Origin of the sequence: Paraburkholderia polaris (genome assembly GCF_012927345.1) — a bacterium.
Lineage (GTDB): Bacteria > Pseudomonadota > Gammaproteobacteria > Burkholderiales > Burkholderiaceae > Paraburkholderia > Paraburkholderia polaris.
This window is the reverse complement of the sequence record NZ_JABBGJ010000006.1, coordinates 212,516-231,501: the sequence shown is the minus strand read 5'-3', so window position 1 is coordinate 231,501 and position 18,986 is coordinate 212,516. Positions and strand designations below refer to the sequence as shown.

General features: G+C 62.3%; 19 protein-coding genes. 16 read left to right on the top strand and 3 right to left on the bottom strand.

The annotated features are described in order from the left end of the window. Window positions 1-109 precede the first annotated feature (109 nt). Window positions 110-2,452: a c-type cytochrome gene (locus HHL24_RS07695; protein WP_206002757.1), complete on the top strand. Its 2,343-nt coding sequence runs from the start codon at window positions 110-112 to the stop codon at window positions 2,450-2,452. A gap of 54 nt (window positions 2,453-2,506) precedes the next feature. On the opposite strand, the gene HHL24_RS07690 is transcribed toward HHL24_RS07695, so the two are convergent. Further along, the gene (locus HHL24_RS07690) at window positions 2,507-3,421 is read right to left on the bottom strand and encodes a LysR family transcriptional regulator (RefSeq protein WP_169484900.1); all 915 of its coding nucleotides are present in this window, start codon (window positions 3,419-3,421) and stop codon (window positions 2,507-2,509) included. Window positions 3,422-3,655: 234 nt separating this feature from the next. Here HHL24_RS07690 and HHL24_RS07685 point away from each other — a divergent pair, with 234 nt between their 5' ends. From HHL24_RS07685 to HHL24_RS07670, 4 genes are read left to right on the top strand one after another with little or no spacing between them, the layout of a single operon-like run. Then, a complete protein-coding gene (locus HHL24_RS07685) occupies window positions 3,656-4,987 on the top strand; it encodes an MFS transporter (protein ID WP_169484899.1) in 1,332 nt (443 codons plus the stop codon). Between the two features lie 19 nt (window positions 4,988-5,006). After that, entirely contained in the window at window positions 5,007-5,747 is a 741-nt protein-coding gene (locus tag HHL24_RS07680; protein ID WP_169484898.1) for an SDR family NAD(P)-dependent oxidoreductase, read from the top strand. Then, window positions 5,744-6,592: a sugar phosphate isomerase/epimerase family protein gene (locus HHL24_RS07675; RefSeq protein ID WP_206002749.1), complete on the top strand. Its 849-nt coding sequence runs from the start codon at window positions 5,744-5,746 to the stop codon at window positions 6,590-6,592. Before HHL24_RS07680 ends, HHL24_RS07675 begins: the two co-directional genes overlap by 4 nt. Continuing rightward, window positions 6,589-7,455, top strand: a complete 867-nt coding sequence (locus HHL24_RS07670) for an amidohydrolase family protein (protein WP_169484897.1) — start codon at window positions 6,589-6,591, stop codon at window positions 7,453-7,455. The genes HHL24_RS07675 and HHL24_RS07670 overlap by 4 nt, the downstream gene beginning before the upstream one ends. 90 nt (window positions 7,456-7,545) lie before the next feature. Here HHL24_RS07670 and HHL24_RS07665 read toward each other — a convergent pair whose 3' ends face one another. Then, complete coding sequence (locus tag HHL24_RS07665; protein WP_169484896.1) at window positions 7,546-8,454, bottom strand: LysR substrate-binding domain-containing protein; 909 nt, start codon at window positions 8,452-8,454, stop codon at window positions 7,546-7,548. Between the two features lie 209 nt (window positions 8,455-8,663). Between HHL24_RS07665 and HHL24_RS07660 the strand changes: the two genes are divergently transcribed. The 11 genes from HHL24_RS07660 to HHL24_RS07610 all read left to right on the top strand — a co-directional run bounded on the left by HHL24_RS07660 (window position 8,664) and on the right by HHL24_RS07610 (window position 18,256). Next, a complete protein-coding gene (locus HHL24_RS07660; RefSeq protein WP_169484895.1) occupies window positions 8,664-9,608 on the top strand; it encodes a dioxygenase family protein in 945 nt (314 codons plus the stop codon). Next, window positions 9,605-10,360, top strand: a complete 756-nt coding sequence (locus HHL24_RS07655; protein ID WP_169484894.1) for a transporter substrate-binding domain-containing protein — start codon at window positions 9,605-9,607, stop codon at window positions 10,358-10,360. Before HHL24_RS07660 ends, HHL24_RS07655 begins: the two co-directional genes overlap by 4 nt. Window positions 10,361-10,393: 33 nt before the next feature. Beyond that, window positions 10,394-10,606: a tautomerase family protein gene (locus HHL24_RS07650; protein ID WP_169484893.1), complete on the top strand. Its 213-nt coding sequence runs from the start codon at window positions 10,394-10,396 to the stop codon at window positions 10,604-10,606. Then, the gene (mhpD, locus tag HHL24_RS07645; protein WP_169484892.1) at window positions 10,603-11,418 is read left to right on the top strand and encodes a 2-keto-4-pentenoate hydratase; all 816 of its coding nucleotides are present in this window, start codon (window positions 10,603-10,605) and stop codon (window positions 11,416-11,418) included. The genes HHL24_RS07650 and mhpD overlap by 4 nt, the downstream gene beginning before the upstream one ends. Continuing rightward, the gene (locus tag HHL24_RS07640) at window positions 11,418-12,185 is read left to right on the top strand and encodes a 2-keto-4-pentenoate hydratase (protein ID WP_169484891.1); all 768 of its coding nucleotides are present in this window, start codon (window positions 11,418-11,420) and stop codon (window positions 12,183-12,185) included. The genes mhpD and HHL24_RS07640 overlap by 1 nt, the downstream gene beginning before the upstream one ends. A 3-nt stretch (window positions 12,186-12,188) precedes the next feature. Further along, the gene (locus HHL24_RS07635) at window positions 12,189-12,407 is read left to right on the top strand and encodes a 2-hydroxymuconate tautomerase family protein (RefSeq protein WP_169484890.1); all 219 of its coding nucleotides are present in this window, start codon (window positions 12,189-12,191) and stop codon (window positions 12,405-12,407) included. Window positions 12,408-12,427: 20 nt separating this feature from the next. Next, window positions 12,428-13,387, top strand: coding sequence for an acetaldehyde dehydrogenase (acetylating) (locus HHL24_RS07630; protein ID WP_169484889.1), 960 nt, complete (start codon window positions 12,428-12,430; stop codon window positions 13,385-13,387). Continuing rightward, entirely contained in the window at window positions 13,387-14,451 is a 1,065-nt protein-coding gene (gene dmpG / locus HHL24_RS07625) for a 4-hydroxy-2-oxovalerate aldolase (protein WP_169484888.1), read from the top strand. The genes HHL24_RS07630 and dmpG overlap by 1 nt, the downstream gene beginning before the upstream one ends. Window positions 14,452-14,466: 15 nt before the next feature. Then, on the top strand, window positions 14,467-15,279 hold the full coding sequence (locus HHL24_RS07620; RefSeq protein WP_169484887.1) for a sugar phosphate isomerase/epimerase family protein: 813 nt from the start codon (window positions 14,467-14,469) through the stop codon (window positions 15,277-15,279). 287 nt (window positions 15,280-15,566) lie between these two features. Beyond that, on the top strand, window positions 15,567-16,397 hold the full coding sequence (locus HHL24_RS07615; protein WP_169484886.1) for a BKACE family enzyme: 831 nt from the start codon (window positions 15,567-15,569) through the stop codon (window positions 16,395-16,397). A gap of 128 nt (window positions 16,398-16,525) precedes the next feature. After that, the gene (locus tag HHL24_RS07610; protein ID WP_169484885.1) at window positions 16,526-18,256 is read left to right on the top strand and encodes a PHA/PHB synthase family protein; all 1,731 of its coding nucleotides are present in this window, start codon (window positions 16,526-16,528) and stop codon (window positions 18,254-18,256) included. Window positions 18,257-18,313: 57 nt separating this feature from the next. Here HHL24_RS07610 and HHL24_RS07605 read toward each other — a convergent pair whose 3' ends face one another. After that, entirely contained in the window at window positions 18,314-18,787 is a 474-nt protein-coding gene (locus tag HHL24_RS07605; protein WP_169484884.1) for a ferritin-like domain-containing protein, read from the bottom strand. Window positions 18,788-18,986: the final 199 nt, after the last annotated feature.

Sequence of the window (18,986 nt, the reverse complement as noted above, 5' to 3'; positions counted from 1 at the left end):
CGTGGCGGTGCGTGACGATGAACGTGGGCCTGAGCCTGCGCGTGCGCTGTCTGTCGAGAGGGAAACATCGGGCCCGGCGCTTCACCGCTCGGAACATTATCAGTGGCCCATGCGAACGCAGACCGGCGACGCAGCCGCGGTGGCCTATGCGGACTTGATGGTCGAAGCCGGTCACGAGCGCGACGGCACGATGACGACGTGGCAATACCGCGCGAGCATGGAGCGTAAAGAGGCTTCATCGCTCGACGATCACGTCCCGCCCGGCGCGCCCTTGCTGGTCTACCGGCATGCTCAGGCATCTGTCGCGGTCGAAGCTTCCGCGGCTCAGACGATTCCTGCTCAGGCGCATGCGTTTGCCCGCGAATCGTTCATCGATGAACTCGCCCATGCACTGCAACGCGATCCCGTCGCGCTGCGTTTGCAGCACCTCGACGCGCAGCGCGACGGCGGCGCGCGCGAAACCATCCGCATGGTGACCGAGCGCGCCGCGTGGGGCCGACCGCTTGCGGCGCCGCTTGAACCGGCGTCGCCCTGGGTGCGCGGCCGCGGCTTCGCGTTCGACGGCGAAGGGCTTGAACAGAGCGTGCCGCGATCGTCGGATCCGACGGGCAGTTTGCCTGTGCACGTTGCGATGGGCGCGCCGAATTCGAACGCCGATAGCTGGACGGCGTGGGTCGTCGACGTCGATGTGAATCGTGAAACCGGCGACGTCACGATCCGGCGAGTGGTCGCGGGCCGGGGCACGGGCGAGCCGGGTGCCGCGCAGATGTCGGGCTTGCCGTCATGGCAGGTGGCCGATGCGATCGAGCGCTCGACCGGCGTGCGCTTTCTCGCCCGGTCAGCCCACGACGAAACGGGCTCCGCGAACGATGACGCCGTGGTGTCGCATGAACTGAGCGCGGCGAGCAAAGCGCTGAGCGAATCTTCCACCGATACGGCGCGTGTCCTCACGAGCGAGGAGGTCGACAAGATTGAACGTGCTGCGGCGCCCGCGGCTGCCGCGATTGCGAACGCGTTGTTCGATGCAACCGGTGTGCGCTTTCGTGCGCCGCCGTTCGACGCAGAGCGCATCCGCCGCGCGTTGGCCGACACACCTTCTGCCACACTTGCCGCGGCGCCTGCCGCACTGCGCCGTCCGTCGCGCTGGCGGCGCTGGACGGCGGGGGGCGGTATCGGCGGCGTGATAGGTGGGTTGATCGGCCTAGCGTGCTCGGTCCTGCCGGGACCGGCGCCGATCGCACCGATTGCGTCCATCGATACCTCGCTGTGGTCGCCGGCCACGCTCGAACGCGGCCGTCAGATCGCCGCCGCAGGCGATTGTGCGGTCTGCCATACCGCGCCGGGCGGCAAGACCAATGCGGGCGGCTTCGCGCTCGACACGCCGTTCGGCACCGTCTACTCAACCAATCTCACGCCCGATGCGCAGACCGGCATCGGCACCTGGTCATATGAAGCGTTTGCGCGGGCGATGCGCGAAGGCGTTTCGCGCGACGGCTCGCATCTCTATCCGGCGTTTCCGTACACCGCGTTCGCCAAGATGAGCGAGCCCGACATGATGGCGCTCTACGCCTATCTGATGTCGCAAGCGCCGGTCAAAAACGCGCCACCGAAAACCAACTTGCCGTTCCCGCTCAATCAAAGACGGCTGGTGGCCGGATGGAATTGGCTGTTTCATGACACGCGTCCGTTCGTCCCCGACGAGACCCGCTCGGCGCAATGGAATCGCGGCAAGTATCTGGTCGACGGCGCGGGGCATTGCGGCGCGTGTCATACGCCACGCAATGCGATCGGCGCGGAGAAGGGCGGTTTTGCCTATTTGTCGGGCGGCAACGCGGAGGGCTGGGACGCGCCGTCCTTGGTGGCTTCACGTGCGGCGCCGGTGCCATGGTCCGAGGCTGCGCTCTTCGACTATCTGCGCACGGGCTTTTCTGCCGAACACGGTGTGGCGGCGGGGCCGATGGCACCTGTCGTCGCCGGGCTCTCTACGCTGCCGGAATCCGACGTGCGGGCGATAGCGCATTACGTCGCGTCGTTGTCGCCACCTGTTGACGCGGAGGTGTCCGCCCGTGCTGCGGCCGCGCATGCGAGCGCCTCAGACGCGGGCGCGACGACGACACTCGGCTTTGAGAACGGCCGTCGCATCTTCGAGACGTCGTGTGCGGTGTGTCACGCGGAATCGGGCGGCGTCGGCCATTTCGGCGTACGTCCATTGATGGGGCTGAACACAAGCGTTGCACAGGCCACCCCCGACAATCTTCTGCGGGTGCTGCAACACGGGATCGATCAGCCCGCCACGGATGCGCTGGGGTATATGCCCGGCTTCCGGGATGTGCTTGACGACAAGCAAATGGCCGAACTCGCGTCTTATATACGTGTGCGCTACGCGCCGGGTCAAGCGGCTTGGCGTGATCTCGAATCGACCTCGGCACGTCTGCGCGCGCAGGCACACTAACGCTTGCGCCGAAGCGCATGGGCGAGAGGACGAACCGACCCACGCACTTCGGCCTCACACCGGCAGCGACGCACCTGGAATATGCCGGTTAATGCGTTGCGCCTGCTGGTAGACCGCATGCATCAACAGCGTCGTGTTGCGGGATGGAGGAGAGAACTTTGAATAGACAAAGGTCGAGACGAGTTCGAGTTCCTCGATCAGCGGACGTATGATGAAGCCCTGACTCTCCGCGGCGAACTCGTCGACAATGGCGAGCCCGAGACCGCCCTTTACAAGCGCCAGCGCCTGGTCGGCGCGCGTGACATCCACAACGGATTCCAGTTCTACGCTGGCTTGCTGGCATGCGCGCGCGATCATCGTGCCGAATGGAATGTCGCGCCTGAAGAGAATCATCGGTTCGCCAACCAGGTCGGCCAGCGCGATGGGTTCGAGTTCGGCGAGACGGTGGCCGGGCGGCACAACGCAGACCATCCTGCCGCGCATGAACGGCACGACGTCGAGGTGTTCATGTTCGATCGGCATTGACGTGATAGCCACGTCGACGGCCTTGCTCAACACTTCTAGCGGCATGTCGGCCATCAGGGTGGTGTGCCAATCCACGCTCAACCCTGGCAGCTGCCGTTTCAACTCGACGATTGCGGGTGCGACGATCGACGTTGCCAACGACGGGCTACAGGACACACGCAACAGGCTCGCAGGCCCGAGCGCCAGCGCCCGCGCAAATTGATCGACTGAGAGCGCCGCCTGATAGACCTGCTCCACTTCCCTGAACAGCGCCTGTGCTTCCGCTGTCGGTATAAGCCGGCCTTTCGTGCGTTCAAAGAGGCGCAGCCCCAAGGTGGTCTCGGTGTGGGAGACGAGTTTGCTGACAGCCGGCTGAGACACATAGAGCATCTTCGCCGCTGCGTTGATCGACCCGGTCAGCATGACCGCGCGAAACACTTCCATCTGCCTCAGCTTGAACCGCATGCGTCCTCCAGAACACGTAGCCGGAGATATTAACCAAAAGTTATAGGGTAGCTGAAACTCGGCATACGACAAGCTTGCGGTAACTATCTAGTATCTGCTCAACGGGAGCCCGACTCCCGCATTGCGTAACGCGCACAAGCTGCACCACCTGAAACTCGCGTGAGGCGGGCAACGGGAAAACGGATAGCAGGCGACTTGCGAAACGCGCCAAAGAGCAGACAGGATGGAGACACGATGAATCACGCAACTCAGTCTGGCGTCGCGGCAATCGATGTTGGCACGACCGCGCGGCGAACCCGCGCCCGGTTCGGCATACTCGCGCTGCTGGCGGTCGGTACGATGATCAACTATCTGGATCGCAGCGTCGCCGGCATTGCCGCACCGAGCATGAGTCACGAACTCGGCCTCAATCCGGCCCTGATGGGTGTGATCTTTTCAGCGTTCTCGTGGACGTATACGGCGTCCCAGATTCCCGGCGGCGTGATGCTGGACCGCGTCGGAACCCGCTGGACCTATTTCTTCGCGCTCACGCTCTGGTCTCTCTTCACGGGCTTGCAGGGCCTCGCGACGGGTTTTGTATCGCTGTTGATCATGCGCCTGCTGATCGGCATTGCCGAGGCGCCGTGTTTTCCAACCAACAGCCGGGTGGTCGCTATCTGGTTCCCGCAGAGCGAGCGCGCCCGCGCGACCGGCATCTACACGTTCGCGGAATACGTTGGTCTGGCTTTCCTGAGTCCCTTGCTGTTCTGGCTGGAACAACGATATGGATGGCGGGCGCTGTTCGGTATCGTCGGCACGGTCGGGGTCGTGTTCGGCGGCATCTGGTTGATGCGCTTTCACGAGCCGCATCAGTCGAAGAGCGCGAATCGGGCTGAGCTCGACTACATTGCGGATGGTGGCGGCGTGGTCGACGGCAGCCAGCAGGCCACGCACTTCCGCTGGTCCGACATCGGCGCGCTCCTGAAGCGGCGCAGCATGCTCGGTATCTGTCTCGGCCAGTTCGCCTGCAACTCGACCAACGTTTTCTTTTTGACGTGGTTCCCGACTTACCTCGTGACCGAACGTCATATGCCGTGGCTGAAGGTCGGACTGATCGCGGTGTTGCCATTCATCGCAGCGTCGGTGGGTACGCTCGCGGGCGGGTGGATTTCCGACGCCATGCTGCGCCGCGGCATCTCTCTCAACTGGTCGCGCAAGCTGCCGGTCATCGTGGGCCTGCTCGCTGCGTCGAGCATTGTCCTTGCGAATTATGTCGAGTCCACCGCGACCGTCATCGCCATTCTTTGCGTCGCCTACTTTGCCCAGGGGATGTCGGCGCTGGCGTGGATGATCGTCTCGGACATCGCCCCGAAGGGCCTGCTGGGTCTGAGCGGCGGTCTCTTCAATCTGTTCGCCAATGCAGCGGGGATCGTCACGCCGCTCGTGATCGGCCTGATCGTCAACGCAACGGGTTCGTTCGGCTACGCGTTGGCCTTCATCTCAGCCGTCACCCTGCTCGGCGCACTGTCTTACCTCTTCGTAGTCGGCGATATCAAGCGCATCGAACTGCAGAACACCATTTTTTAAGGAAAGGAAGAAACCGCATATGACTCGCTCTCTCGACGGGAAAGTGGCCATCGTGACCGGCGCCGCGCGCGGCATTGGTCTGGGTATCGCGCAAAAGCTGAAAGCAGATGGTGCACGCGTGGCAGTGTGGGACCTCGATGTGAGCAGCTGCGGCGCGCAACGGCTGGGCTTCGCGCCCGACCACGTCCAGCAGGTCGACGTCGCATCCATCGACTCAGTCGAACAGGCGTTTGCCGCCACGCTCGACAAGTTGGGGCAGGTGGATATCCTCGTGAATAACGCGGGGATCAACGGGCCGGTATCGCCGTGCTGGGAGTATCCCGTGGACGCCTGGCAACGTGTGCTCGCCGTGGATCTGAACAGCGTGTTTTATTGTTGCCGCGTCGCGATTCCGCATATGCGCGCGCGTGGCGGTGGCCGCATTGTCAACGTTGCATCAATCGCGGGCAAGGAAGGGGTTCAGTTCATCTCTGGGTACTCGGCGGCGAAAGCGGGTGTGATCGCGTTCACCAAAGCCGCGGCGAAGGAACTGGCAAAGGACAACGTGCTCATCAACTGTGTCGCGCCGGCGATGGTCGAAACGGAGCTATTCAGCGAGATGTCCGATGCGCATATCGAGGCGAGCAAGGCCAAGATTCCGATGGGCCGCTTCCTTCAGATCGAGGAAGTCGGTGCGATGGTCAGCTGGATCGCCAGTCCCGAATGCAGTTTTACGAGCGGCTTCACCTTCGATCTGACAGGCGGGAGGGCCACATATTGAACGCGTTGACAGTAGTGCAGAAACTTGCGGTCGCGCATCTCACTGCGCTGGAGCTGGCCCCGCTGGAATGGGTGAAGCAAGCCGCTCGCGCTGGGTTCGGCGCGGTGGGGCTCAGGCTCAATCCGACCTCTGCGGGTGCGATTGCTTACCCGTCCATAGTGGGCAGCGAAGCGCATCGCGCACTGCGGCGCGTTCTTGCGGACGAGGGCATGACCGTGCACGACGTCGAGTTCATTCCGATGTTGCCCGATATCGACGTCGCGTCCTATGCGCCGATGTTCGACGCAGCGGCCGATCTGGGCGCCAGCTGCGTGACGGTCTCGGGCGACGATCCTGATGCAGGGCGGCTTGCCGCCAACCTGGCGGCGTTGTGTGAACTGGCCGCGCGATATGGCTTGCGTGTCGATCTGGAGTTCATGCGCTGGCGCCACGTCGGCACGCTGAACCAGGCCCGGTCGATCGTCGAACGCGCGGACAGTGCAAACCTCGCGATTCTCGTCGACGCGTTGCATCTCGCGCGCTCGGGCGGCAGTCCAGGCGACATCCGGGCACTCCCCGAGGGGATGGTGCGTGCAGTGCAGTTTTGCGACGCGTCGCAAAACGAGCCGGTCGGAGACGACGCGACGATCCTCGAAGCGCGCACCGGCCGGTTGCCACCCGGTGAGGGCGTGTTGCCGCTCAGCGAGTTGCTGGACGCGCTGCCTGCTGGCACGGCGCTGAGCGTGGAAATGCCGTTGCCGTCGCTGCCCACGACGGAGCGGCTCGAACTCGCGTACCGAAGCACGCGCGGTTTGCTTGAGCTTGCACGCAGCCGCCACGAATCGCGCGGAGAGTCTCGTCAATGAATATCTTCGACGAAGAGAAGATCGACTGTCACAACCACATTTTCGATCCTGCACGCTTTCCCTATCGCGCCGACACTGCGTACCGGCCGTCGATGCAGGAGATAGGCACCGCTGCGCAGTTTGCCCGCGTGATGGACGCGTGCGGCGTGCAGCATGCGCTGCTGGTCGGGCCGACGAGCGGTTACCGCACGGACAATCGCTGCATGCTCGATGCGATCGCGCGTGATGGCAATCGTTTCAAAGGCATCGCCGTGGTGGACAACGATGTGAGCCGGAGAGATTTGGTGGAGATGAAGGCCGCGGGTGTTGTGGGCGTTGCCTTCAACCCGGCAATGGAGGGCGTCGAAGTAATGAACGGTGCCGACTCGCTCTTCAACACCTTGTCCGACCTTGATACGTTCGCGCAGATCCAGGTCACGGGCGATCAGTTGGTCGCGCTCGAGCCGCTGATCGGGCGGACTGAGACGCGGGTACTTATCGACCACTGCGGTCGGCCCGATGTCGCCGCCGGCATGAACCAGCCCGGCTTCCAGGCGCTGCTGCGTCTTGCCGATACCGCTCGCACGTTCGTCAAGATTTCAGGGCTACAAAAATTTTCGCAGCTTGAATATCCGTACGAAGATGCGCAGACTTTCGCGCGACTGATTCTTCGCGCGTTTGGACCGGATCGCTGCGTGTGGGGCTCGGATTGGCCTTTCCTGCGCTCGCCGGTACGGATGGACTATGCTCCGCTGCTGACGCTGGTGCAGCGCCTGATTCCCGATCCCGACGCGCGCCGGCGCGTCTTGTGGAATACGCCATGCAGCCTGTTTGGCTTCGGCGCGCGCGATACGGCGCAGGATCCGAAGGCAGGGTGTACTTAAGTTCGGAGAGGGGCAAGCAGTGGTACGGGGCGGCCTTTGAAATTCGACTAACGGCACGCTCGTTCAAGCGGCGGTGCGCAATTGCTACGTTCAGAGGTGCTTCACGCGGACATGTTTCGCCCGGGACAATCGTATCAACTCGAGAAACGCTTGCAGGATCGGCGAGGTGTCTTCGCGCCGATACAGGCAACTCAACTCGATCTCGCGCAACTGAGCTGACTTAAGCGGTCGGTACACCACGCCGGGCAGGCGCAGGTTGACCGCTGACTCGGTCGTCACACACACGCCGAAGCGGCTCGCAACCAGCGCGATGCACGTGACGACGTCCTCCACTTCCTGTTCAACGCGCAAGCGGACGCCTTCCGCACGAAATGCGGCGGTGACTTCCTGCGCGAGCCCATGCACCGGTGCGTTGGGGTACAGAATCATGCGCTCGTTGTCGAGGTCGCGCAGCGTCACGGCTCTCTTCTCGCATAGTGGATGCCCCTCATAAAGCGCCACCAGAAACGGCTCGCGCTGTACCCAGTCGACGGCGATATCGCTTTCGTTCGGCACCAGCCTGTTAAAACCGATCGTGATACGACGCTCGCGAAGCGCCGCGATCTGCTCCGCCTTCGACATATTGTGCAGGCCGATTTTTACCTCTGGACGCTCGGTATGAAATTCAGCCAGCAGTCGTGGAATCACATTCAGGATCCCGGAACTGAAGATGCCGACGTCGAGCCGCCCCATATAACCCTGGCCGGCGAGCTGGGTCTGTTCTTCGGCGCGACGGGACAGCGCCAGAATGTTCGGCACTTCGTCGAGCAGTGCACGACCCGCTTCCGTCAGTTCCGCCCCTTTGGCCGTGCGGATGAATAACTGTGTGCCGAGTTCTTCTTCGAGCGCACGAATATTCCGTGTGAGCGGTGGTTGCGCCATGTGCAGGCGCTCGGCGGCCCGCCCGAAGTTCAGTTCCTCAGCGAGGGCAAGGAAATAGCGCATCTGCTTCAGTTCCATCGTCTCTCTTCCCAGTTCGTACGCCGATATCGGCGAGGCATTGTGCTGCCTGGAGCCATACCGATACGGTATCAGGATTTTGAAAAACGGTATTGGACGGTATGTTAGGTTGGCGTGCATCATGGTTGCAATACGTACAGCAGCGCGTCGTCCGCAAAGTCCGTAACGCTTGAAAAGCCGGCGTAGCGCGCACACGATTGGAGACAGGCATGATCATCGGTAATCAGAAAGACGTCACCCAGGCGGTTCTCGCGGAACTGAGCCGCGCGCCCAACGCGCGCTTCCGCGAAATCATGTCGGCCGCAGTGCTGCATCTGCATGACTTCGCACGCGACGCCAAACTCACTGAATCTGAGTTTCATCAGGCCTGTGGCTTCATCGCCAAGCTCGGACAACTGTCGAGCGCATCGCACAACGAGGTCGTGCTGGCGGCTGGTTCGGTCGGACTCTCGTCGCTGGTTTGTCTGCTGAATAACGGCGACAACGGCCAAACCGAAACGACCGCCAACCTGATGGGGCCGTTCTGGCGGATGGACTCGCCCGCCACGCCAAACGGCGGTTCGATCGTCCGCTCGGAAACTGTGGGCGTGCCGATCTTCGTCGATGCATGGGTGCACGATGCCGAGGGCAAACCGGTCGAAGGGGCCGAAGTCGACGTGTGGCACACGTCCGCCGAAGGTTTCTATGAAAACCAGGACCCGGAGCAGGCCGACATGAATCTGCGCGGCAAGCTGACCACGGATAGCGAAGGCCACATTGCGTTCCGCAGCGTAAAGCCGGCGGGTTATCCAATACCGTTGTCGGGCCCGGTCGGCGAACTGCTGCGCGCGCAAGGCCGCCACAATATGCGTCCGGCGCACATCCACTTCATGATCTACAAGCCGGGTTTCAAGACCCAGTTCTCGCAGGTCTATTCGAGCGACGATCCCAATCTCGATACCGACGTGCAATTCGGCGTGACGCAGCCGCTCGTGGGCCAATACGTGTTGCACGACAACGAGCCCGCACCGTCCGGCGATATTCAGGGACCGTGGTATTCGCTCGCGCATCACTTCAGGATCGAAGCAGGCGAGGCCAAACTGCCGAAACCACCGATCACCGGCAAGGCGGAAGGCCCGCGCCCGGCGTGGTCCGTGCTGGAGCGCACGTCATGAGCGACGCACAGCTTCAGCAGCTACTTCAGCAGGCGCGTGAGCAGCTTGCGCCGGGCGGCGTGTTACGCGCGGCGATCAATCTTGGCAATACAGTGCTCGCGCAGCGCTCGGCTGATAACGGCGAGCTCAGCGGTGTTTCCGTCGAGCTTGCACGTGAACTCGCCAAGCGGCTCGGCGTAGAAGTGCAATTCGTCACGTTCGAAGCAGCGGGCAAAGTGTTCGAAGCGCTCGCCAACAACGCATGGAACGTCGCGTTCCTCGCGATCGATCCCACACGCGGCGAGCAGATCGCCTTCACGCCGCCGTATGTGCTGATCGAAGGCGCGTACATGGTGCGCGAAGAATCGCCGTTGCAGCGTAGCGAGCAGGTCGACCGCAGCGGCGTACGCATCACGGTGGGTGCGGGCAGCGCATACGACCTCTATCTGACACGCACGCTCAAGGAAGCGCAGATCGAACGTCACGCCACCGCCGCCGAAGCGTTTGAGGCGTTCGTCACGCAAGGCTGCGACGCTGCTGCCGGCGTGCGCCAGGTAGTCAGCCGTTATGCATCGACGCACGAGGGCTTGCGCGTACTCGACGACAGCTTCATGACGATTCGCCAGGCGATGGGCGTGCCGAAGGATCGTTTCGAAGCAGCGTCAGCGCTCGCTGTTTTCATCGAAGAAATGAAAGCTCAGGGGAACGTTGCCGCAGCGCTTGCGCGTAGCGGCCAGACGGCGGCCGTGGTGGCGCCGCCCGCTGCACTCTAACCAATCGTGTCACGTCACGCACAGAGGAAAGCCATGCCCATCATCCATATTTCACTCGTCGAAGGTCGCGACGATGCCGCCGTCAAGGCGTGCGTCAAGGCCGTGGCCCGCACGGTGCACGAAACGCTAGGCGCGCCGCTCAACACCATCCGCGTGTACGCGACGGTCACGCCGGCCATGTATTGGGCCGTCGGCGATCAAACCAAGGACGAGCTCGCCGCAGCCGCACAGGAGACCGGAAAATGACCCCCCAACTGATTGAACAGGCGGCCGACGCATTGATCGAGGCCGAGCGTAGCGGCAAGTACATCGCGCCGCTGCGCGAAACCTACGAGCAACTGACGATCGAAGACGCCTACGCGATCCAGCGCGCCAACACCGACCGGCGCGTGGCCGAAGGCCGACGCATTGTCGGTTGCAAGATCGGCCTGACCTCGGTGGCCGTGCAGAAACAACTGGGCGTCGATCAACCGGACTTCGGCATGTTGTTCGACGACATGGGTTACGGCGACGGCGAACCCATCCCCACGTCCATTCTGACTCAACCGAAGATCGAAGCCGAAGTCGCTTTCGTGATCGGCCGCGATCTGCGCATGCCGAATCCGGGCCAGCTCGATGTGTTGAACGCCATCGATTACGCGCTGCCGGCGCTCGAAATTGTCGGCAGCCGGATTGCCAACTGGAATATCCGCATTACGGACACGATTGCCGACAACGCGTCGTCGTCCGCGTATGTGCTCGGCAACAGTCCTCGCAAGTTGTCCGAATTCGACCTTCGGCTGTGCGGCATGGTGATGGAGCGGCGCGGTGAGCCGGTCTCGGTCGGCGCGGGCGCGGCATGCCTTGGCAACCCGATCAATGCGGTGGTGTGGCTGGCCCGCAAGATGGCCGCGCTCGGCACACCGCTGCTGGCGGGTGACCTGGTGCTGTCCGGCGCACTCGGACCGATGGTGGCGGTGACGCCCGGCGACATCTTCGAGACGCGTATCAACGGGTTGGGCTCGGTGCGCGCCGTGTTCGAAGCCGATTCCAAGCAAACCGCGAGCGAGGCACGCTAATGAGCACCATCATCGAATACGCGACGCTGCTCGACGACGCAGCGCGCCACGCAACCGAAGTCGCCCAGTTCGATCCCGAAGGAAACCTGTCTCTGGAGCAGGCCTACGAGATTCAATCCGCGTCGATCAAACGACGCGTCGCGCGGGGCGAGCACCGTGTCGGCGTGAAGATGGGTTTTACGAGCCGCGCGAAGATGGTTCAGATGGGTCTCTCCGACGTGATCTGGGGCCGCCTCACCGCAGGCATGCAGATCGAAGAGGGCACCGCGATTGATTTCTCGCGCTTCGTGCATCCGCGTGTCGAACCGGAGATCGCCTTCGTACTGAAGCATTCGCTCGAAGGCAACGTGACCGGACCGCAAGCGCTTGCCGCTGTCGAAGCAATTGCGCCGGCGCTCGAAATCATCGATTCGCGCTACAAAGACTTCAAGTTCACGCTGCCCGAGGTGATCGCGGATAACGCATCGTCGAGCGGCTTCGTGATCGGCGCGTGGCGCGATCCGAAGATCGACTTCAGCAATCTTGGCCTCACGCTCAATATCGACGGCCGCGCCGTGCAGGTCGGCTCTACTGCGGCGCTGCTCGGTCATCCGCTGCGTTCGCTGGTGGCGGCGGCGCGATTGTCGGCGCAGGCGGGCGAGCCGCTGCAAGCCGGCTGGATCGTAATGGCAGGCGGCGCGACGCCGGCCGAGTGGATCAAGCCCGGGCAATACGTATCGGTGGATATGGAACAGCTCGGCAGTGCGGGTTTTCACGTCAAGGGGTAGGCGATGCCGATTGCTCTGATCAAGATCCTCGAGGGCCGCAGCCCTGAGAAGAAACGCCGCCTGATCGAAAGCGTGTCGCTGGCGATGGCGGAAAGCCTCGAGATGCCGATCGACGGCGTGCGCGTTCTGATTGAAGAAGTACCGCCCGATTGCTGGGGCCGTGGCGGCAAAACCGTTGCGGACCGCGTCGTGGATGGCAGCGCGGCGCTTCCCAAAGCATGAAGCAGGGTTTCGGAGACGATATGACTGACAAGGTAAAAGTGGCGATCATCGGGCCGGGCAACATCGGCACGGATTTGATGATCAAGGTGATGCGCAACAGCAAACACCTTGAAATGGGTGCGATGGTTGGCGTCGATCCGAAATCGGACGGCCTCGCGCGGGCTGAGCGTATGGGCGTGGCGACGACGGCTGAAGGTATCGATGGCTTGGTCGAGCTTGACGTGTTCAAAGACATCGACATTGTGTTCGACGCCACTTCGGCAGGCGCGCACAAGCGTCACAACGACGTGCTTCAACAACACGGCGTGCAGGTGATCGACCTCACGCCCGCCGCGATCGGCCCGTACGTGATTCCGGCGATCAATCTCGAAGCCGAGAACGCCAGCAACATGAACATGGTCACCTGCGGCGGCCAGGCGACGATTCCGATCGTCGCTGCAGTGTCGCGGGTTACGAAGGTGCATTACGCGGAAATCGTCGCGTCGATCTCGAGCAAGTCGGCGGGTCCTGGCACGCGTGCCAATATCGACGAATTCACTGAGACCACGCGCAGCGCGATTGAAATACTCGGCGGCGCGACGCGCGGCAAGGCAATCATCGTGCTCAATCCGGCCGAGCCGCCGCTGATCATGCGCGACACAGTGTTCGTATTGTCCGATCTGGTCGATACACAGCTGATCGAAGACAGCATCGCGCAGATGGTGGCGAGCGTGCAGGCCTACGTGCCCGGCTATCGTCTGAAGCAGAAGGTGCAGTTCGACGTGATCTCGCCGGAGCAGCCGCTGAATGTGCCAGGCATCGGTCCCAAGCACGGCCTCAAAACCTCGGTGTTTCTCGAAGTGGAAGGCGCCGCTCACTATCTGCCCTCGTATGCGGGCAATCTCGACATCATGACGTCGGCCGCGCTCGCCTGCGGCGACATGATGGCGCGCCGCCGGGTCGCTGCCGGTATCGCGCGTGGTCACAAGGAGGCCGTGTAATGACATCGCTTGATAAAAAGCTCTACATCTCGGACGTCACGTTACGCGACGGCAGCCACGCGATCCGCCATCAGTACAGCATTGCAAACGTGAAGGCGATTGCCGCGGCACTGGACCAGGCAGGCGTCGACAGCATTGAAGTCGCGCATGGTGACGGTATCGAAGGATCGAGCTTCAACTACGGCTTCGGTGCGCATAGCGATGTCGAGTGGATTGCCGCAGCGGCAGAGAGCGTCAAGACCACGAAGATTGCAACGCTGCTGATCCCCGGTATCGGTACGACCCACGATCTGCGCAACGCGTACGACGCCGGCGCGCGCGTCGTACGGGTCGCCACGCACTGCACCGAAGCAGACGTCTCGCGTCAGCATCTGGAATTCGCGCGCGAACTCGGCATGGACCCCGTCGGCTTCCTGATGATGAGCCACATGACCGCGCCGCAGAAGCTCGCCGAACAGGCGAAGCTGATGGAGAGCTACGGCGCGACCTGCGTGTACGTGGTCGATTCGGGCGGCGCGCTCGGCATGAACGATATCCGCGATCGCTTCCGTGCGTTCAAGGACGCGCTGAAACCGGAAACGCAGACCGGCATGCACGCGCATCACAACCTGAGTCTCGGCGTCGCGAATTCGTTGGTGGCGGTGGAGGAAGGTTGCGACCGCATCGATGCGAGTCTTGCGGGCATGGGGGCAGGCGCCGGTAACGCGCCGTTGGAAGTGTTCATCGCGGCTGCGGAGCGTCAGGGCTGGAATCACGGCTGCGATCTGTACCGGCTGATGGATGCGGCCGACGATCTGGTGCGGCCGTTGCAGGACCGTCCGGTGCGCGTGGACCGCGAAACCCTTGCGCTTGGCTACGCGGGCGTATATTCGAGCTTCCTGCGTCATGCGGAAGTGGCGGCAAGCAAGTACGGCCTTAAAACAGTGGACATTCTTGTTGAGCTGGGCCGGCGCAAAATGGTGGGTGGTCAGGAAGACATGATCGTCGACGTCGCACTTGATCTGCTGAAACGGGTTGCGCACGAGCAGATGCACGCCGAGCCGACCATGAGCGAAGCAGGCTGACAGAGGGACGATGCGATGACACGGCTCTATTCGTTGGTGCCGCTCACGGCGATTCAGCTCACGCCACCCGAACTGGTGGCGGCGGCGAGCCGGACGGGTTATGACGCAGTCAGTCTGCGCCTCAGTCCGTTTCGGGCGGGAGAGGCGCAGCATCCGATGTTCGACAACTCATCGATGTTGCTTGAGACGGAAGCTCGCTTACGTGACACCGGTCTCGACGTGCTGGATGTCGAAGTCATGCTGCTCACCCCTGAACGCGACGTGAACGACTTCAAGCGTGTGTTCGAGACGGCTCAGCGTCTCGGCGCACGCAATGCTTTGACGCTGATCGATATCGCCGACCGCTCACTGGCCGTTGAGAAATTCGTGCAGCTTTGCGAACTGGCTGCACCGTTCGGTATTTCCTGCGCGCTGGAATTTGCGGCGTGGCTTGGCGTCGGCAGCATTCAGGCCGCCAATGCGATCATCAGCGAAGCGGCGCAAGCGAACGGCGCGATTTTGCTCGATCCCTTTCACTTGATGCGCAGCGGCGGCAAGATTAGCGACATTGCCACCCTCGATCCCGCACGAATCCGGTACGCGCAATTCTGTGACGCCAGCGCGACGGCGCCCGCGACCACGGCGGCTATTTCCGAAGAAGCACGCTATGACCGCCAGTTGCCGGGCGAGGGCGGCTTGCCGCTGCGCGAGTTTATCGAGGCGTTGCCTCCGGGCATTCCATTCGGTCTCGAAGTACCTAATCGCAAGCTGGCCGAGACACTCGAACTGGATGAGAGGTTGAGGAGAACACTCACGGCGGCGAAGGGTGTCGCAGCCGGGTTGGTTTAAGCCGATTCGGTATAGCCGGGCCTGCCGGCGATAGGTCTGACGAAGCGACGTCATGCGCCACCGCTTGCTGTTCGACGGCCATCTCAACGGGACCCACGCTGATGAATTGTGGCAGCGCGCAAGAGCCAGCGGACATTTGCGCGTTCCGTGTGCCCCGAGGTGCGCGATCCTCATCGCGCGCATTTGGACTAGACTTGGAACACGTAGTGGTGGGCATTTTGCCAGGCACGCGGTCATGATCGCTCGCCATACAGGCGAGACGGAAACCTTGAACGGGAGTGTTAGCCATGAGTGAACCGTGCATTATCTCCGTTGCCATCACTGGCTCAGTTCCGCGCAAGAAGGACAACCCGGCTGTGCCGGTCACGATCTCCGAGCAGATTGAAAGCACGCACGAAGCGTACGAAGCCGGAGCATCGCTCGTTCATCTGCACGTGCGTGACGAACAGGAGAACTCCAGTTCCGACCGGTCGAGTTTCGCCTCTCTCCAGGAGGGCATCCGGAAGCACTGCCCTGACATCATCATTCAGTTTTCGACAGGCGGTCGTGGCCGTTCGTTCGAGCAACGCGGCGCGATGCTCGATCTGCGCCCGGATATGGCATCGCTCGCAACGGGTTCCGTCAATTTTCCGACTACCGTCTATGAAAATCCGCCGGACTTTGTGCGTGCGCTTGCGCAAATGATGCTCGACTACGATGTCAAACCGGAAATCGAAATCTTTGATCTGGCGATGTTGTACAGCACAGTGGACCTCGTGCAACAAGGGCTGCTGAAATCTCCTGTGCACGTTCAGTTCGTGATGGGTGTAAAAAACGCGCTGCCCGCGCGTCGCGAGATTCTTGAGTTCGAGGTCCAACAACTCAAGGCGCTATTGCCGGATGCAACGTGGACCGCCGCGGGTATCGGGCGGCATCAGCTGGAGGTCAATTACTGGACGCTCGAAATGGGCGGCCACTGCCGCACGGGTCTGGAAGACAATGTGCGCTGGGACAAGGACACGCTGGCGAAGAGCAATGCGCAACTGGTCGCACGGGTGGCCTCATTGTGCGGCGAATATGGCCGGCCGGTGGCGAGCGCTGCCCAAGCACGCGAAATGCTGGGTCTTCCGGCCCGATAGTCCGCCAGGGTACGCTGCCGTCTCGTCCTGCGTCCGGTTACACTGGTGCGACCCACTCGCGTGAAACGCGCGATTGCATCACGATGCGACGCGCGTCAGATTGTGTGATCAGACTTTCAGGAGACATCATGGCCTCGCCGTTTAACATGCCGGACGAGTTCGTCCAGGGATTCTTCAAAGCGGGGCAGACGCTGCTGCAGGCCTACACCGGCGCAGCTGGACACGCCGGCGACGCGCCGTCCGTCCCCGCAAATCAACCGGCGCTCGCCCTCGCGCAGGCCCAGGCGCATTACTGGCAACAGCAGATGGCGCTTTATACGGGCATGATGGCGAGGGCCACGGGCATGAGCACGGAGCCCACCGTTCAGCCCGAGCGCGGCGACCGGCGCTTCAGTTCGGAGGCCTGGCGCGACAACCCCTGGTACAGCCTGCTCAAGCAGACGTATTTGTTGAATTCGCGACTGCTGAACGACATGGTCGAAGCGGCGGGTGTCGGTGAAAAGGAGAAGAACAAGCTGCGCTTTTACGCGCGCCAGTTCATCGACTCGATGAGTCCCGCAAACTTCCCCGTTACCAACCCTGACGCTATTAAGACCGCCGTCGAGACACAGGGCGAAAGCCTACGCGCGGGCTTCGCGAACCTGCTCGAAGACTTGAAGCACGGACGCATCTCGATCACGGATGAAAGCGCATTCGAAGTTGGCCGTAATGTGGCAGTGTCGAAGGGGTCGGTGGTCTTCGAGAACGAGCTTTTCCAGTTGATCCAGTACGCGCCGCTCACGGACAAGGTTGCCGAACGGCCGCTCGTGATCGTGCCGCCTTGCATCAACAAGTTCTATATCCTTGATCTGCAACCGGAAAACTCGTTCGTGCGCTTCGCGTGCGAGCAAGGGCAGACGGTGTTCCTCGTGTCATGGCGCAACCCGGATGCGGAACTCGGCCACATCACGTGGGACGATTACGTCGAGAGCGGTGCGATCAAGGCGATCGAAGTTGGCCGCGCGATCAGCGGCGCCGACAAGGTCAATGCGGTCGGCTGGTGTGTCGGCGGGACGATATTGTCGTCGGCGCTCGCGCTGCTGCGTGCGCGCGGCAATGAATCGGTGGAGAGCCTCACACTCCTCACGACGATGCTCGACTTCAGCGATCCGGGCGACCTGGGCGTCTTTATCGATGAGCAGGGTGTGTCGCAGCGCGAGCAGACGATTGGACGAGGCGGCATCTATTCGGGCGGCGAGCTGGGGTTCGTCTTCCAGACCTTGCGCGCCAATGATCTGATCTGGCCGTATGTCGTGAACAACTACCTGAAGGGCGGCGCGCCGCAGGCGTTCGACTTGCTTTACTGGAACGCCGATAGCACCAATCTGCCCGGCCCGATGTATGCCTGGTATCTGCGCAACATGTATCTGGAGAACAACCTGTGCAAGCCGGGTCGGCTCTCAATGTGCGGCACGCCCGTGGATTTGGGCCGTATCGACATCCCGAGCTATGTCTTCGGAACGCAGGACGATCATATCGTGCCGTGGAAGGGCGCATATCGCTCGACGCAACTTGTCGGTGGTGACACGCAGTTCGTGCTGGGCGCCAGCGGACATATCGCGGGGGTGATCAATCCGGCATCGAAGAACAAGCGCAGCTACTGGACCGACGGCAAGCTCGGCGACGATCCGGATGCGTGGCTCGAATCGGCGAAGTCGCAGCCGGGAAGCTGGTGGACGCACTGGAGCAACTGGTTAAAACCGCATGCGGGCAAGGAGATCGCGGCGCCCAAAAAACCGGGCAACGCGAAGTACAAGCCGATCGAGCCGGCGCCAGGCCGTTACGTGGCCAAGCATCCTCCGGAATTGACGGGCGCGTGAAAGGCGAGTTTCCGCATCGCGGCGACCACGTCCGGGATGCCGCCATAGTCCGTTCGGTCAGGGTCGGCCGGGCTGCCGTTCGGCCGCCGTCGTCACTTCTCCAGGGCGGCGCAGCATCTTGTCGACTTCGCCCGCGTGCATCTCTTCGATATGGATCATCTGACGGGCGAACTCCTCGAGTGCAACGGAGCGGTCCTCGACCAGCGCGAGCAGTTCGCGATACAGCGCCAGCGCGAGATTCTCGGCTTGCAGCGACTCGCGGAGGATCGAGCCGATATCGAATGTGTGCGAATCGAGGAGGGGACCGATCGCTAGCGACGGATAGGCGCCCAGTGTGGTGATCCACTCCCCGACCTGCTGGGCGTGTAACAGCGATTCGTCGGCCTGCTCGCGCAGCCAGGAGATGATCGGAATGCGTCCGAATCCGAAAACAAGAAACGAATAGTGCGTATATCGAACGACGCCGGCCAACTCGGATTCGAGAATCCGGTTCAGCACCGCAACGACTTCTTCCTTGTCTATCTCTGCCATTTGGTAGCTCCTTTCAGGTCACCGCGGCAGACGCATTCCGCGATTCGCCGCTCGCATCACGCCATATGGTCTCGACGGATATTGATTAAATGTAGTCCGGCAACGCAATCGCGCAAGGTGTTAGTTCGGGCGTACGCGTTTGCGTCGGCCAGCGGCGGTGCCCGGGTTCGCACCAGACCGCGACAGGGGGCTGTGACGG